This is a genomic window from Kitasatospora sp. NPDC093679 (assembly GCF_040683455.1).
In the GTDB taxonomy this organism is placed as follows: Bacteria; Actinomycetota; Actinomycetes; order Streptomycetales; family Streptomycetaceae; genus Kitasatospora; species Kitasatospora arboriphila.
Window position 1 is genome coordinate 1 of record NZ_JBFBDW010000015.1, and the last position, 13,161, is coordinate 13,161.

Below are 13,161 nucleotides of genomic sequence, written 5' to 3' on the forward strand. Positions count from 1 at the left end.
GACTGGCTCCACACCTACAATCACCACCGCGGACACACCGCACTCGCAGGCAAGCCACCCGCCAGCCGCGTCCCCAACCTCACGGGTCAGAACACTTAGCGCGGCGGCGGCGCTGCCGGGCGAGCCGGTCGAGGTGCTCGCGTTCGGTCCCGTCGAGGTTGAGGACGCGGGCGAGCGCGTCGAGGACCTGCTCGGAGGGCTGGGTCGCACGGCCCTGCTCCAGGCGGACGTAGTAGTCGACGCTGACCCCGGACAGGTGCGCGACCTCTTCGCGGCGCAGCCCTTCGACGCGGCGGCGGCTGTCGGTGGGGATGCCGGCGGCGGCCGGGTCGACCCGTGACCGCCGGGTCCGCAGAAAGCCCGCAAGATCGTCCATGGGCCCAGTATGGCCTCCGGCGTCGCCCGCGAGGGTGGCCCTGCGACTACCAGGAAGTCCCGTCCGACGGAAGAGCCGTCCCTGAACGCCGGGCGCCGCAGCGCCCAGGATCTGGGGCATCCGATCCGAAGGAGTTCCCGTGAAGACGCTGATCGTCCATGCCCACCCCGAGCCGGAGTCGCTCAACGGCTCGCTGAAGGACCTCGCGGTGTCCACCCTGGAGGGCGCCGGCCACGAGGTGCGGGTGAGCGACCTGTACGCGATGAAGTGGAAGGCGGTCGTGGACGCCTCGGACTACGGCTCCCACGCCTCACGTCCGCTGAAGGTCGCCCTGGACTCGGGCCGGGCCTTCGACGCCGGGGCGCTCACCCCGGACGTCCTCGCCGAGCAGGAGAAGCTGCTGTGGGCCGACACGATCATCTTCCAGTTCCCGCTGTGGTGGTACACCGTCCCCGCGATCCTCAAGGGCTGGGTGGACCGGGTCTTCACCTACCGCTTCGCGTACGGCGTCGGCGAGCACGGTGACACCCGGTACGGCGATCGCTTCGGCGAGGGCACCCTCGCGGGCCGGAGGGCGCTGCTGTCCGTCACCACCGGCGGCCCGGAGTCGCACTACGCCGCTCGCGGGATCAACGGGCCCATCGACGACCTGCTGTTCCCGATCCAGCACGGCATCCTCTACTACCCGGGCATCGAGGTGCTGCCGCCGTTCGTGCTGTACGGCACCGACCGGATGCGCGCGGAGGACTACCCGCAGGTCGCCGAGGACTGGAGGCAGCGCCTGCTGACCCTGGAGTCGACCGAGCCGATCGCGTTCCGGCGGCAGAACTTCGGTGACTACGAGATCCCCTCACTGCACCTGAAGGAGGGACTGGAGCCCGAGGGCCGCACGGGTTTCGGGCTGCACGTACGCGGCCGCTGACGGGCTCGGGCGCGCGGGGCCGGGGCCGACCCGGCCCCGGCACCCCGTTCGACGGACAGGGGCCTCCGCCCCCTCGATCGGCTACACCCCCTCCCCGTGCTTCCGCGGCCCGGCGGACCTGGCGGCACCCCGGGTGCCGTCGGGCGCGGCGACGGCCAGGGTGCACCGGCCGTCGGTGCAGGAACGCCGCAGGCGGCCCTGCGAGACGGTCTGCACCAGTCCGACGGTCCAGCACATCGGGCATCCGCGCAGGGCGACGACGCCGACCGGCAGGAGGACCAGGCCGACCGGCCCGATCAGCGGCACGAGGGCGAACGCGCCGATCAGCGAGCCGAATCCGACCACGCCGCGCACCAGGTGCCGGGGCAGGGACCGGCTCGCGTAACCGGTGCCGTCGGTGACTGCGGTCATCGCGTCCTCCCGGATGTCAGGTCGGGTGAGGCCTGCAGCGTCTGCCGCAGTGCTGCGCGGGCCCGGTGCAGCCGCGACTTCATCGCCGGAGTGCTCAGGCCGAGCGCCTCGGCGACCGTCTGTCCGCTGAGGCCCTGGATGTCGCGCATGACGAGCAGTCGGCGCTGATCGGCGGGGAGGGCGGCGATCGCCGCCGCCACCCGGCCGGCCTCCAGCCGCTGCAGGACCTCGTCCTCGGCCGACAGCACGGAGCCGTCCCGCGGAGGCACCGGATCGCGCAGCACCGCCCGTGCGTGCCGGAGGCACTCGTTGCGCACGATGCGGAACATCCACGAGGCCAGTGCGCCGGAGGCCCGGAGCGTACCGATCTTGCGGTACAGGATGATCAGTGCCTCCTGGGCCGCGTCCTCGGCGTCCTCGGGCGTGGCGCACAGGGAGTGCGCGAACCGCCGCACGTTCGGGTGCGCGCCCGACACCAGGGCGGTGAGCGAGTCGAGGTCACCGCCCTGTGCCGAGACGATCAGCTGCTCACCCGGCCAGTGGCCGGTCCGGTCAGCCACGTCCGTTCCTCCGCCTGCGCAGCACGAGCATGCAGGTGCACAGCACCACCAGTGCGGCGACAGCAGCGATTCCGATGATCACGGCGACCTCCCGGTCCTCTCCGACGTTCCTCCGTACGTGCATAAGAGGGGCGGTCCCTGAAAAAGGATTCGGCATCGGCATCGGTCCGGGAGCGGCCTGTCCCCGGACGGAGGTGTGGACGAAGCCGAGGCCGGCCGGGTGGACGAGCACCGCCGGGAACAGGGCGGGCCACGGTGTCCGGCCGCGGCGCCGCGCCCGTGCGCTGCCGGGTCCGGCCGGCAGTACGGCCGCGACCAGCGAGACCCGGGGCGCCGCCACGACCTCCAGGTAGCCCGTCCCGTCGCAGACGCGCCGGCCCGACACGGGCGAGGATCCGCAGCCGTCGGGAACGAAGAGCATCACGAACGACGACCCCGCAGTCACCGTCGTGCCGCCGAGCAGGAGCAGCCCGGAGACGACGCCGAAGGCGATCTCGGCCGGCCGGCGCGACACGGGACGGTACACGGGCGGCGGTGGACCTTACGCGGGCGGAACGTTCACGTCATCCCCTCGGGTCGGACGACCGGGCCGGCGCCGGGCGCCTGCCCGACGCAACCACCTTGCCCGCCACCCGAACCGCCCTGCATGAGTACACCTGCTCAACCCCGGCGGAGGCCGCCGTCGCGGGTGGATCGGTACGGACTCCGGCGGGGTCGCCGGCATGATCTCCGGTGTCGTGATCCGGCGGACACCGCGCGTGGCGCGCGATGGCGTCGTCACGGTCCGGTGCCCCGCCGATTCCGTGTCGCGGACCGCCCGCAGTGCTGCCACCGCGCCTGCGAACGGCGCGAGCCGGGGAGGGGACGTCCATGGGCGACTCGAACGACGTGGGCGAGGACCGGCTCGATGGCCGCCTGTTACCGCGAGGAGGACGACGCCGAGGGCGCCCTGGAGCTGCTCTCCGAATCGGAGGCGGTCTTCTCCCGACTCGGCGCACGGCACCCCGGCGCGTTCGCCGCACGGTTCGAAGCGATCGGTGCGGCCCGGGCCGAGCTGCTCCGGCGGTCAGGCCTCGAAGACCTGCCCGGGCAGGACCGGGCCCGGGTGCTGCAGGGCGGCAGTACCCCGTAGCCGCCGGTCCTGAGGACGGCGTCCTCCTACGGCGCTTCCCGTCACCGACCGGCGAGGCAGGGCCTGCCGCAGCGCACCGGCCACGGGCTCCGTCAGGACCGGGCGACCAGCAGGCCTGTCGAGGAGGCCAGCCCGGTGGTCGCGACGTGCCGCAGGCCCGCGGCGGCGAACAGCGCGGTGAACTCCGCCTCGGTCCGCTCCCGGCCGGGGTGCAGCGCCATCATGACGGTGTCCCGCAGCCTGCCGTCGTGCGGTGCGTCGTCCTCCGGCATGATGGCGTCGATGACGATGACCCGGGCATCCGGTGCCATCGCCCGCCGGATGCTGCCGAGCACCGCCACGCACTGCCGGTCGTCCCAGTCGTGCAGGATCATCGACAGGAGGTAGGCGTCCGCGCCGTGCGGCACGCTGTCGAAGAAGTCCCCGCCGACCACGTCGACCCGGTCGGCGACGCCCGCCGCCTCCAGCACCGCCTTCGCGCCCCGGACCACGGCCGGCTGGTCCAGCAGGGTGGCCCGCAGCTCCGGGTAGCGCGGCAGGATCGTGGCGAGCAGGTGCCCCTGTCCGCCGCCGACATCGACCACCTGCGCCACGCCGGTCAGGTCGCAGTTCTCCACGGCCGCGGCGTGGGTCCGCCGGGCCATGTCGCCCATCGCGTCGTTGAAGAGTTCGGCCTGCTCCGGGTGGGCGGCCAGGTGTGACCACCAGTCCGTACCGTGCACGTGCGGGAACGTCGGACGGCCCGTGCGCACCGAGTACGACAGCGAGTTGATGGCCTGAAGCTTCTCGGGCAGACCCCAGAACCTGACCCAGTTCCGCACCGACCCGGGCACCTCCGCGCGCAGTGTCTCGGCCAACGGGGTCAGGGCGAACATCTCGGGCTCCACCTCTCGAAAGATCTTCTGGGCGGCCAGCGCCCGTAACACCCGGCGCAGTGCCTGCGGGTGCGCCCCGCACCGGCGGGCGAGCTCCGACACCGGCACCGGCCCGTCCGCCAGGAGCTCCGCTATGTCGAACTCGGCTGCCACCACGAGAAGTTGGGCGACGAGGGCGCCGTGCAGCAGATCCATCATCCTCTGCTGCGGGCGCTCGGCCGCGCCCTCGCGGGCGTCCGGAAGGACACGCTCTTCTTGGACCTCACGGTTCTGCACTTGGCTTCTCCTTGGTGTGAACAGCGGCTGCTCGTGCCTCGGGCGCGGCGCATCCGAGTTGTTCGATGACGGATCACACGGGTGGTCACCGGCAGTAACGGTCCGACACCAGGGCGATCACGGGGCCGCCACGATTGCGGTGCGGTCCCGATGAGCGGTTCCCGGTCCTGCCGCCGTGCCGGTCAGCGCGAGCGGACGCACCCGGCTTGAGCCGGCGGAATCTCCGGACGGTGGCCGCGGGGATGCCTCACCGGATGTGGCGGCGCGACACGAGCGGGTGGCGGCCGTGCGCCGGTCGTCTCCCGACGTGGGCCTTCCCAGCGTGACCGTCGAACGACCCGCCCGTACTCCCGACTACGCCGAAAGTGGCCCGCCGCAGGCCGCCCGGACCGGGTGGAGCCCCCCGTGAACCGCATCCGCCCGGCCTGCCCGGCGACCGCGCTCACACCGTCGGCCGACACATCGTCAGCCCCACGGTCCAGCCCTGGTGGCGGGCCCCGGGCGGCGCCCATAGCGTCGATCCGGCTGGCCGCCGCAGCGGCCGCAACCCATTCCGCGCACCGTGTCACCGCGCCGGCATCCCCGAGAGCGCGGCAAGAAAGCAGGTCACACAGATGCCCACGCGACGGGTCCATCACCTCGCCGCGGCCACTGCCGCCGCCACCACCCTCACCACCGTCCTGGCCACTCTGGGTGCGGCGCCGTCGGCCCATGCGGCCGGCGGCCTGCACGTGGTCCAGCCGGGCCAGTCGATCCAGCAGGCCGTCGACGCGGCCGGCCCCGGCGACACCGTCCAACTGCTGCCGGGCACCTACCGCGGCAGCGTCCGGATCACCACCGCCGGTCTCACCCTTCGCGGCGCCGGTCCGAACAGCGTCATCACCCCGGGTGACGCCGCCGACGGCACCGCCGGCGACACCGTCTGCGCCGCTGCCGGGCACGGCATCTGCGTCGTCGGCACCGACCGGAACCCGCTCGGCGGTGTCACCGTCGAAGACCTCGCCGTCGCCGGCTTCCGGAAGAACGGCATCGACGCCACCGCGACCGACGGCATGACCGTGCGCGCCGCCCACCTCCGCGGCAACGGCCAGCACGGCATCAGCCAGGAGAAGTCGACCCGGGCCGTGATCTTCGGCAACGAGGCGACCGGCAACGGCCAGTACGGCATCTTCCTCGCCAACATCGTGGACCCCGAGGGCGACAGCAGCGGCGGCGCGATCGACACCGCCGGCACCGTGGTCAGCGGCAACCGGCTCACCGACAACCGGATCGGCGTCGCCGTCCGCCGTCTGCGCAACCTCAACGTCGAACAGAACGACGTCCGGGGCAACTGCGGCGGCGTCTTCGTCGTCGGTGACGAGACGGTGCCCCGGGCGGGCCGGCTGAGCGTCGCCCGCAACCGGGTCGTCGCCAACAACAAGTACTGCCCGGCCGCCGGGCGGCTCCCCCACATCCAGGGGACGGGCATCCTCCTCACCGGTGCCGAGGAGGTGTCGGTGACGGACAACCAGGTCAGCGACAACGTGGGCGACTCACCGATGTCCGGTGGCATCGTGTTCTTCCACAGCCTGGTCGGCGTGGACAACACCCGGAACTCCGTCGTGACCAACCACGCCGTCGGCAACTCCCCCGCCGACCTGGTCGACCGCGAGGGCGACAGCACGAACCTCTTCGACCGCAACCACTGCGCGATCTCCGAACCCGCCGGCCGCTGCTGACCACCGGCACGTCCCGGCGGTCCGGCCGGGCGGAGGAGCCGCATGCGGGGCACTCCGTCCTCGACGCCGCCGGTCGCTGCCGGTGGGAAAGGGCCGGGGAACGGGCCGGAGGACGGCCCCGGGGGCAGGTGCGCCCCCGGGCCGGGCAGGGCCGGGCAGGACGTCAGGACGACGTCGGGGCGGACGGCACGGCGGCCTCCCAGGCGAACCCGTCCGGGTCGGTGAAGGTGTCGGCGGTGGTGCCGCCGAGTGCGATGCGGTGCGAGCCGGTGCCGTCGGCGGGGACGCCGAGGTCCTTGGCGAGGGCGCGGCGCTTGTACAGCGCCAGCTTCACGGGGCCGGCCCCGCCGGGGGCGAACTCGGCGTACTTGCCGCCGAAGCTCTTGGCCACGGTGAGGCCCCGGTCGACGTAGAACTGCTTGGTGGCCTTCACGTCCTCGACGCCGATCAGCAGGACGAACTCGTCGATCTCGCGGGTGGCGGGGCCGGTGTCCTTCTTCGCCGAGGTCGCGATCTTCCAGATCGTCCCGTCCGGGGCCCGGACGACGCCGCCGTAGCCCCACAGGGACTTCGTGGCGGGCTTCAGCACCGTGGCACCGGCGTCCACGGCGGCGCTGACGAAGCCGTCGACGGTGGCGGGCCCGGAGACGGTGAGCGCCAGGGTGAAGCCGCGGAATCCGGTCGAGGGAGCCTCGGACGCCCGGAGGCGGACCAGGGTGTCCACGCCGAAGGCGCTGTAGAAGCGGTGGGCGGCCTCCAGGTCGGTCACCTCGACGGTGACGGTCGCGAGGGCCGTGTCGGTTGCAGGAGAAGTGGTGGTTGCCATGACCACCACGCTAGGGGGTGGGCGACCGCCGGGGCTTCTCCGATCCTGACCGGTCCTGCGCTGCGGTCGCGCCCCGGCCGGACCGCCCCTGGACACCGGGCGCCCGGCCCGGCGGGGAGACGCCCACCGGCACCGGGGCCTCGTCCGGCCGTCTCAGTCCCGCTCGACGCGCACGCCGCCGACCAGCCCCCAGGCGTCGACCCGGACGGTCGGGCCACCGGGCTCGCTCGGACCGTCGTCGCTCACCCCGCCGAGGCGGAGGCCGCCGACCTTCACCCGCACGTCGGGGCGGACCCGCAGCCGCACGCCCCCGACCAGGCTCAGCTTGGTGATCCGGATCTCCGCACCGTCCGGGATGTCCACATCGGTCAGGTCGATGTCGGCGCCGCCGACCAGGGACGCGGTCAACGTCCGCTCCTGGATCACCGCACCGCCCAGGCGGTGGCCGCCGATGATGCTGACCCGGAAGTCCGTCCGCCGGGCATCGCGCCCTTCGTTCTTCGTCATGGGCACCACCGTACGGGGCCGCGACGCCCGCTCGGCAGTGTCCCCTGCCCTGCTGACGGCATGACAACCGTCATACCGTCAGCAGCCTCTGCGGACGCGAAGGGTGCGACGGGCGCATCGGCCCGGTTGTCGCGTCGCTGCGGATGGGTGGGGTCCGGGCGTGGAGACGGTCGAGGTCGTTCCGGAGAAGGTGGCCTGGGTTCTGGTGCGCGGCGGCCGGGTGCTGGTGACGCGCGACCGGGGTGTGGACGTCTTCTACTTCCCCGGCGGGAAGCGGGAGCCGGGTGAGTCCGATGCCGAGACCCTGGCGCGCGAGGTCGACGAGGAGTTACGGGCCCGGATCGACACCGCCACCATGGTGCACGCCGCCACCTTCGAGACGCGGAGGGATTCCGACGGCAGCACCGGGTTCCGGATGATCTGCTACACCGCCGAGCACACCGGTGCGCTGGTCGCCTCCGGCGAGATCGCGGAGTTGGACTGGTTCGGGTACGACGACCGTGCGCGGGTCTCGGCCGTGGACCGGATGGTGTTCGACCTGCTGCACGCCTCCGGCCGGCTGCCCTGAGGGCGCCCGGTCGCGTGCGGGACCCCACCGGCGGACGTCGTCCGGCGTCAGCCGGTCGCCGCGCGCAGGATGCGGTCGCGCGAGGCCGCCGCCTCGGCGCGCAGCGCGGGCAGGTCGACGTCCGGGACGCGGCCGGGGGGCCGGCACCGCCGCAGCCCGGTGGTGTGCGGGTGGACGGTGGCCCAAGCACCCGAGTGCGCGCGACGATGCGTGAGCCCCGTCGCACCGGACCGCAGCCGGAGGGACTCAGAGCTTGGAAGTCGGAGCTCGGAAGTCGGAGCTCAGAGGGAGTCGACGAGGCCGCCGTCGACGACGAAGTCGGCGCCCGTGATGTTCGCCGCGCCGGGGCCGGCGAGGAACACCACCAGGTCCGCGACCTCCGACGGACGGGTGAAGCGGCCGGTGGGCGACTGGGCCGCGGCGGCACGGGCCACGTCGCCGGGGTCGACGCCGCGCGCCTGCCCGACCGTGGCGGCCACGCCGTCGGTGCCCTGCCACAGCGCCGTCTCGACCGGGCCGGGACCGACCGTGTTCACCCGGACACCGCGCGGCCCGACCTCCTTGGACAGGGCCTTGCAGAAGTTGGTCAGCGCGGCCTTGGCGGCGCCGTAGTCGATGACCAGCGGGTCCGGCAGCCGGGCGTTGACCGAGGAGACGGTGACGATCCGGCCCGCGCCGGAGGCGAGCAGGTGCGGCAGCGCGGCCCGGGTGGCGCGGACGGCGGCCATCAGGTTGACGGTCAGGGCCCAGTCCCAGTCCTCGTCCGTCACGCTCAGGAAGCCGTCCACCCGCGGGCGCACAGCCCCGACGTTGTTCACCAGCACGTCGACGCCGCCGTGGAGCGCGGCGGCCTCGGCGACCAGCGCGGCCGGTCCGTCCGGCGTCGCCAGGTCGACCTCCACGACGGTGAGGTCCGCGCCCCGCTCCAGGTGCGCGTCGAGGGCGTCGGTGCGGTGGCGCGATCCCGCGACGACCTGGCTGCCCGCGGCGAGGAAGGCCTCGGTGATCGCGAGTCCGATGCCGCGCCCGGCTCCGGTGACCACGACGGTCTGTCCGGCCAGGTCCGAGTCGGTGTCCGCGGCGCTGTCTCCTGTCGGCGTGGTCACAGCTGGTGCCTCCCTACCGGGGTGTGCACGGGTGTCCTGACCCGGCAGATCCATCAGACCGGAACTCCGGCGGCCCCGCACGGGGGGACACCCCGCGTGGCCGTGTTCACGGCTGCTGTCGCAGCCGTCCGACGGCGGCGCCGAGGTCCTCCTCGATGCCGTCGGGCTGCTGCAGGCCGTTCTCCGGCAGACGCCGGACGAACGGCCGGTGTTCCGGGCGCCCGGCCGTGGCGAAGTACGCCCTGGGACCGGGAGCGAATTCGCCGTCCTCGGGCAGGGTGGCCACGTCGACCAGTTCCTCGGTCCCGGTGACGGCCACCTTGTCGAAGGCCGCGATGCGGCGCGCGAACGTGTCGGTGAACTCCTCGATCTCGGCATCCGGGACGAGGCGGTTGACGTAGCCGTACTGGGCGGCCAGGTCGGCGGGTACGTCGTCGCCGCCGAGCAGGACCTCCAGGGCGCGGCCCCGGCCGACCAGCCGTCCGAGCCGTGCCATGGGCCCGCCACCGGGGACGGCACCGACACCGACCTCGAACTGACCGATGCGCCCGACGAGCGCGCCGAGCTGGTCGAGCTGGTCGAGCGTGTCCGGGTCCATGGCCGACCGGGCCGTTGTCGAAGGTCACCCGCCAGTAGGAGGGGAGACTTCGGCGACGTGGAACTGTTCCGCAGTCATGTCGCCTCCGTTGCTGTCGGCGTGTTCGTCACGAGACGAACTGCTGCCCGCCGTCGATGTCGTAGGTCCCGCCGGTCAGTGCCGTGTTGACCATGAGGTGGACGGCCAGCGCCGCGACGTCCGCGGGTCCGACGACGCGGCCGATCGGCAGCGTCGCACGCAGCTCGGCGCGCCGTTCCTCGATCCGGTCGCCCAGCAGCGAGGCCGAGAGCGGGGTGTCGACGAAGCCTGCGGCGATGAGGTTGACGCGCACCGGTGCGAGTTCGAGTGCGAGGGCCGCGGTGAACGGGGGCAGCGCGTTGGTGGCGGCGGAGGCGACCCCGAGGCCCCGGCCGACCCGCCGTGCTCCGGTACCGCCCATGAACACCAGGCTGCCCCCGGGTCTCGTCCGGCCCACGGCGTTGCGCGCGACCTCGAGCTGCAGCACCGCGTGATCACTGATCGCGTCCCGCACCTCGGTGGCGCTCATGTCGAGCAGGGGCCCGTAGCTCGGGCCGCCGGCCGTCACCATCACATGGTCGATCGGGGCCGGCAGGTCCTGGAAGAACGCCGCCAGGGCCGCGGGATCGGTGGCGTCGAACGCCGCGGTGCGCTGCGCGCCGAGCTCTCCGGCGGCGCGCTCCAGTCGGCCGGGATCGCGGCCGACGAGGACGATCTCGGCGCCCTCGGTCCGGGCGCGCCTGGCCGTCTCCAGCCCGATGCCGGCGCTGCCGCCGATGACGACGACGGTCCGGCCGAGCAGTTCGGGCTCGCGCATCGGGGTTGTCACGTCCGCACTCCTCCTCGGCCTCCCGCACACGGGCGGCCGTTCGGGTCCGCGCGCCGTCGCAGGTCACGGACGCCGGCCGGTCCTCGTCAGCGGCCGGGCAGGCGTGTCTTGATCTCCTGGAGCAACCGGCCGTTGCCGTCCGGGTCGCCGAACGACGCGAAGGAACCGTGGTCCGCGTGCTCGGGTGCCGGTCCGTCAGCACGTTCCCGCGTCCCGGCGCGGTGGAAGACGCCCGGGACGTCGTGGAACACCTCGCTCACGTCCACCCCGCGCCGGACGGGAACACGTCCCCCACCCAGGAGAACCGTCCCCCGGCCGCACCCGCAAGCCAGGGGTCCGAAGCCGGGCACCGGTTCCGTGGCCCCCGCCGACCACCACCGGCACCCCGGCGGGCGCCCGGGGCGGCAGCACCGGCCGCCACCCGGGCAGCGGCAGCGACGCCCCGGCCCGGCGAGCGGCACGTTGCTCAGCCCGACGGAGGGATGAACCACTGCTGCGACCGGTTGCCCGGCGTGCAGGTCTGCATGGTGGCGGCGCTGCCCGCGCCGTTGTCGGTCAGGCAGGTGGAGCTGCTGTAGTCCTTGAGGTAGACGGCGCCCTGGGTGGGGGCACTGCTCACCGTCCAGCGGTACGTGACGCTGAAGCCCGAGGAGAGTTCGACGTTGCTGCCGTTCTGGACGAGTCCCGGCTTGCTCATGTTGCAGGGGTAGAGGCTGTACCAGCCGCCGGGGTCGGGGGCCGAACGGATCCAGCCGTAGGACGTGTTGCGGCCCACCACCGCGCTCGTCCCGCCGGCCAGGCCCGGGGCGGCGAGCCCCAGCCGCTGGCCGCTGCCGACCCCGGTGATGTGGCCCCAGCCGGTGCCGCCGCAGCCCTGGGGCGGCCCGGTCTGCGCCGGGGTGGCCGCGGGTGCCGTGGTGGCCGGGGTCCTGGCCGGCGGCGGGACGGCTCCCCCGGTGTTGGTGGCACCCCCGCCCGTACCGGTGCCCGCGCCGGCACCGCCCGCGGCACCACCGCCCGCGGCACCGTCCGCGCCGACGCCGCCCTGGTCCGGCGCCGGATCGCCCGGCTGCTGGCCCGGCGCGGTCCGCGTGCCGGTGGCGCTGCCCGACGGCGGCGCCTCGCCGGTACCGCCCGGGCCGCCCGTCCCCGCCGACGCGGCGCCCGGGCTGAACGGCGCCGCCGCCGTGGGCTGCGGCCCGGCCCCCTGTGCGCGGGACTGCCACGGGGCCTGCTCGATCAGAACCACACTGCCGACCCCGACCGAGATCACCACCGGGATGACGATCGGGACGATCAGTCGGCTGCGCCGCCGCTGCGGGGGCTCGGCGGCAGCGGGGCGGGGAGTATCGGCCTGCGACGCATCCCGCGGGAGGGGCTCGGGCACGGTGGCGAACACGGTGGGTTCGCGGACCGCCTGCCCGGCACCCGGCCGGGCGGCCGCCGCACGGGCGGCGGCAGCCATCGCGCCAGCGTCGGGGAAGCGCTGCGCCGGATCCTTGGCGAGAGCGGTGGCGACGAAGTCGCGCACGGCCCGCGGGAACTCCTCGGACAGTCGGGGCGGAGGCTGCTGGATGTGCTTGAGCACGATCTCCAGCACCGTCTCTCCGGTGAACGGCACTCGGCCGGTGAGCAGTTCGAAGCAGACCACCCCGATCGAGTACAGGTCGCAGAGGGGGGTGGTGGGCTTGCCGTCGGCCTGCTCGGGAGCGATGTAGAGGGCGGTGCCGAGCACCGAGTTGGTGGTGGTGATCTTCGTCCCGGCCATCGCGTGGGCGATGCCGAAGTCGGTCACCGTCACGCCGCCGTCGCTGCGCACCATCAGGTTGGACGGCTTCAGGTCGCGGTGCACGATGTCCTGCTGGTGCGCGGCGTGCAGCGCGTCCAGCGCGTCGGCCAGGATGCCGAGCGCCCGAGCGGGCACCATGGGGCCTTCGTCGGCCAGGACGGAGTTCAGCGGCCTCCCGTCGATGAACTCCATGACGATGTAGGCGATCTGCTCGTCCGAGCCGTCGGCCGGCTCGGCGTAGTCGTGCACGTGGACGATGCCCGGGTGCCGGAGAGTGGCGAGGATTCGCGCCTCGCGCCTGAACCGCTCGGTGAAGCTGCGGTCCGCCAGCAGCCCCGGCTGCATGATCTTGACGGCGACCCGCCGCTTCAGCACTCCGTCGTCGGCGCGCCAGACCTCGCCCATCCCGCCGACCCCGACCCGGTCGGTGAGCGTGTAGCGCCCACCGAGCACGGTCCCCCGACCCCACATGCCGATCCCCTCGTCCCCCGACCCTTCGCCAACAGATCGTCAATTGGCGGGCTCAGTGTGCCAGATGACGAACAATCTGTTGTCGACCTCGACGAGGCCGCGGTCCGGCCGGCGCCCACCGAACCCGGCACGGGAGTGGCCGTCGAGGCGCTCATCCGCACCGAGGACGGCAGCTGCCC

At 73.6% G+C, this 13,161-nt stretch carries 15 protein-coding genes and 2 pseudogenes; 5 read left to right on the plus strand and 12 right to left on the minus strand.

The genetic code is table 11. The features are described 5' to 3' along the window. Positions 1 to 99: pseudogene (locus AB0O09_RS15195) on the plus strand (IS481 family transposase); the annotation flags it as partial. Here the strand turns inward: AB0O09_RS15195 and AB0O09_RS15200 are convergent. Next, a pseudogene (locus tag AB0O09_RS15200) lies at positions 95 to 376 on the minus strand (helix-turn-helix transcriptional regulator); the annotation flags it as partial. The pseudogenes AB0O09_RS15195 and AB0O09_RS15200 sit on opposite strands and share 5 nt — an antisense overlap. 139 nt (positions 377 to 515) lie before the next feature. On the opposite strand from AB0O09_RS15200, the gene AB0O09_RS15205 reads away from it, so the two are divergent. Next, entirely contained in the window at positions 516 to 1,298 is a 783-nt protein-coding gene (locus AB0O09_RS15205; RefSeq protein ID WP_363542118.1) for an NAD(P)H-dependent oxidoreductase, read from the plus strand. A gap of 81 nt (positions 1,299 to 1,379) precedes the next feature. Here AB0O09_RS15205 and AB0O09_RS15210 read toward each other — a convergent pair whose 3' ends face one another. From AB0O09_RS15210 to AB0O09_RS15220, 3 genes are read right to left on the minus strand one after another with little or no spacing between them, the layout of a single operon-like run. Continuing rightward, positions 1,380 to 1,709 carry a hypothetical protein gene (locus AB0O09_RS15210; RefSeq protein WP_363542119.1) on the minus strand — a complete coding sequence of 110 codons (330 nt, stop codon included), beginning with the start codon at positions 1,707 to 1,709 and terminating at the stop codon, positions 1,380 to 1,382. After that, positions 1,706 to 2,269: a sigma-70 family RNA polymerase sigma factor gene (locus AB0O09_RS15215; RefSeq protein ID WP_363542120.1), complete on the minus strand. Its 564-nt coding sequence runs from the start codon at positions 2,267 to 2,269 to the stop codon at positions 1,706 to 1,708. Before AB0O09_RS15215 ends, AB0O09_RS15210 begins: the two co-directional genes overlap by 4 nt. Beyond that, positions 2,262 to 2,795 (minus strand): hypothetical protein, encoded by a 534-nt coding sequence (locus AB0O09_RS15220; RefSeq protein WP_363542121.1) that lies wholly within the window; start codon positions 2,793 to 2,795, stop codon positions 2,262 to 2,264. The genes AB0O09_RS15215 and AB0O09_RS15220 overlap by 8 nt, the downstream gene beginning before the upstream one ends. 381 nt (positions 2,796 to 3,176) lie before the next feature. On the opposite strand from AB0O09_RS15220, the gene AB0O09_RS15225 reads away from it, so the two are divergent. Then, on the plus strand, positions 3,177 to 3,401 hold the full coding sequence (locus AB0O09_RS15225) for a hypothetical protein (protein WP_363542122.1): 225 nt from the start codon (positions 3,177 to 3,179) through the stop codon (positions 3,399 to 3,401). A gap of 92 nt (positions 3,402 to 3,493) precedes the next feature. On the opposite strand, the gene AB0O09_RS15230 is transcribed toward AB0O09_RS15225, so the two are convergent. Beyond that, the gene (locus AB0O09_RS15230; protein ID WP_363542123.1) at positions 3,494 to 4,552 is read right to left on the minus strand and encodes a methyltransferase; all 1,059 of its coding nucleotides are present in this window, start codon (positions 4,550 to 4,552) and stop codon (positions 3,494 to 3,496) included. A 614-nt stretch (positions 4,553 to 5,166) separates the two neighbouring features. On the opposite strand from AB0O09_RS15230, the gene AB0O09_RS15235 reads away from it, so the two are divergent. Further along, entirely contained in the window at positions 5,167 to 6,270 is a 1,104-nt protein-coding gene (locus AB0O09_RS15235) for a right-handed parallel beta-helix repeat-containing protein (RefSeq protein ID WP_363542124.1), read from the plus strand. 163 nt (positions 6,271 to 6,433) lie between these two features. On the opposite strand, the gene AB0O09_RS15240 is transcribed toward AB0O09_RS15235, so the two are convergent. Next, entirely contained in the window at positions 6,434 to 7,096 is a 663-nt protein-coding gene (locus AB0O09_RS15240) for a glyoxalase (RefSeq protein WP_363542125.1), read from the minus strand. A gap of 153 nt (positions 7,097 to 7,249) precedes the next feature. Continuing rightward, complete coding sequence (locus tag AB0O09_RS15245) at positions 7,250 to 7,603, minus strand: hypothetical protein (RefSeq protein WP_344623480.1); 354 nt, start codon at positions 7,601 to 7,603, stop codon at positions 7,250 to 7,252. A gap of 160 nt (positions 7,604 to 7,763) precedes the next feature. Here AB0O09_RS15245 and AB0O09_RS15250 point away from each other — a divergent pair, with 160 nt between their 5' ends. After that, entirely contained in the window at positions 7,764 to 8,171 is a 408-nt protein-coding gene (locus AB0O09_RS15250; protein ID WP_363542126.1) for an NUDIX domain-containing protein, read from the plus strand. A gap of 281 nt (positions 8,172 to 8,452) precedes the next feature. Here AB0O09_RS15250 and AB0O09_RS15255 read toward each other — a convergent pair whose 3' ends face one another. The 5 genes from AB0O09_RS15255 to AB0O09_RS15275 all read right to left on the minus strand — a co-directional run bounded on the left by AB0O09_RS15255 (position 8,453) and on the right by AB0O09_RS15275 (position 12,982). Next, the gene (locus tag AB0O09_RS15255) at positions 8,453 to 9,277 is read right to left on the minus strand and encodes an SDR family oxidoreductase (RefSeq protein WP_363542127.1); all 825 of its coding nucleotides are present in this window, start codon (positions 9,275 to 9,277) and stop codon (positions 8,453 to 8,455) included. Between the two features lie 106 nt (positions 9,278 to 9,383). Beyond that, complete coding sequence (locus AB0O09_RS15260; protein WP_363542128.1) at positions 9,384 to 9,875, minus strand: enoyl-CoA hydratase-related protein; 492 nt, start codon at positions 9,873 to 9,875, stop codon at positions 9,384 to 9,386. A 106-nt stretch (positions 9,876 to 9,981) separates the two neighbouring features. Next, a complete protein-coding gene (locus AB0O09_RS15265; protein WP_363542129.1) occupies positions 9,982 to 10,722 on the minus strand; it encodes an SDR family oxidoreductase in 741 nt (246 codons plus the stop codon). A gap of 86 nt (positions 10,723 to 10,808) precedes the next feature. Continuing rightward, positions 10,809 to 10,982: a hypothetical protein gene (locus AB0O09_RS15270; RefSeq protein WP_363542130.1), complete on the minus strand. Its 174-nt coding sequence runs from the start codon at positions 10,980 to 10,982 to the stop codon at positions 10,809 to 10,811. A gap of 206 nt (positions 10,983 to 11,188) precedes the next feature. Beyond that, positions 11,189 to 12,982 carry a protein kinase gene (locus tag AB0O09_RS15275; protein WP_363542132.1) on the minus strand — a complete coding sequence of 598 codons (1,794 nt, stop codon included), beginning with the start codon at positions 12,980 to 12,982 and terminating at the stop codon, positions 11,189 to 11,191. Between the last annotated feature and the right edge of the window lie 179 nt (positions 12,983 to 13,161).

What these genes read in the sequence shown, in the direction of transcription:
- AB0O09_RS15240 (WP_363542125.1), bottom strand. Translation starts at nt 7,096, where the DNA reads ATGGCAACCACCACTTCTCCTGCAACCGACACGGCCCTCGCGACCGTC.
- AB0O09_RS15235 (WP_363542124.1), top strand. Translation starts at nt 5,167, where the DNA reads ATGCCCACGCGACGGGTCCATCACCTCGCCGCGGCCACTGCCGCCGCC.
- AB0O09_RS15210 (WP_363542119.1), bottom strand. Translation starts at nt 1,709, where the DNA reads ATGACCGCAGTCACCGACGGCACCGGTTACGCGAGCCGGTCCCTGCCC.
- AB0O09_RS15275 (WP_363542132.1), bottom strand. Translation starts at nt 12,982, where the DNA reads ATGTGGGGTCGGGGGACCGTGCTCGGTGGGCGCTACACGCTCACCGAC.
- AB0O09_RS15225 (WP_363542122.1), top strand. Translation starts at nt 3,177, where the DNA reads ATGGCCGCCTGTTACCGCGAGGAGGACGACGCCGAGGGCGCCCTGGAG.
- AB0O09_RS15245 (WP_344623480.1), bottom strand. Translation starts at nt 7,603, where the DNA reads ATGACGAAGAACGAAGGGCGCGATGCCCGGCGGACGGACTTCCGGGTC.
- AB0O09_RS15260 (WP_363542128.1), bottom strand. Translation starts at nt 9,875, where the DNA reads ATGGACCCGGACACGCTCGACCAGCTCGACCAGCTCGGCGCGCTCGTC.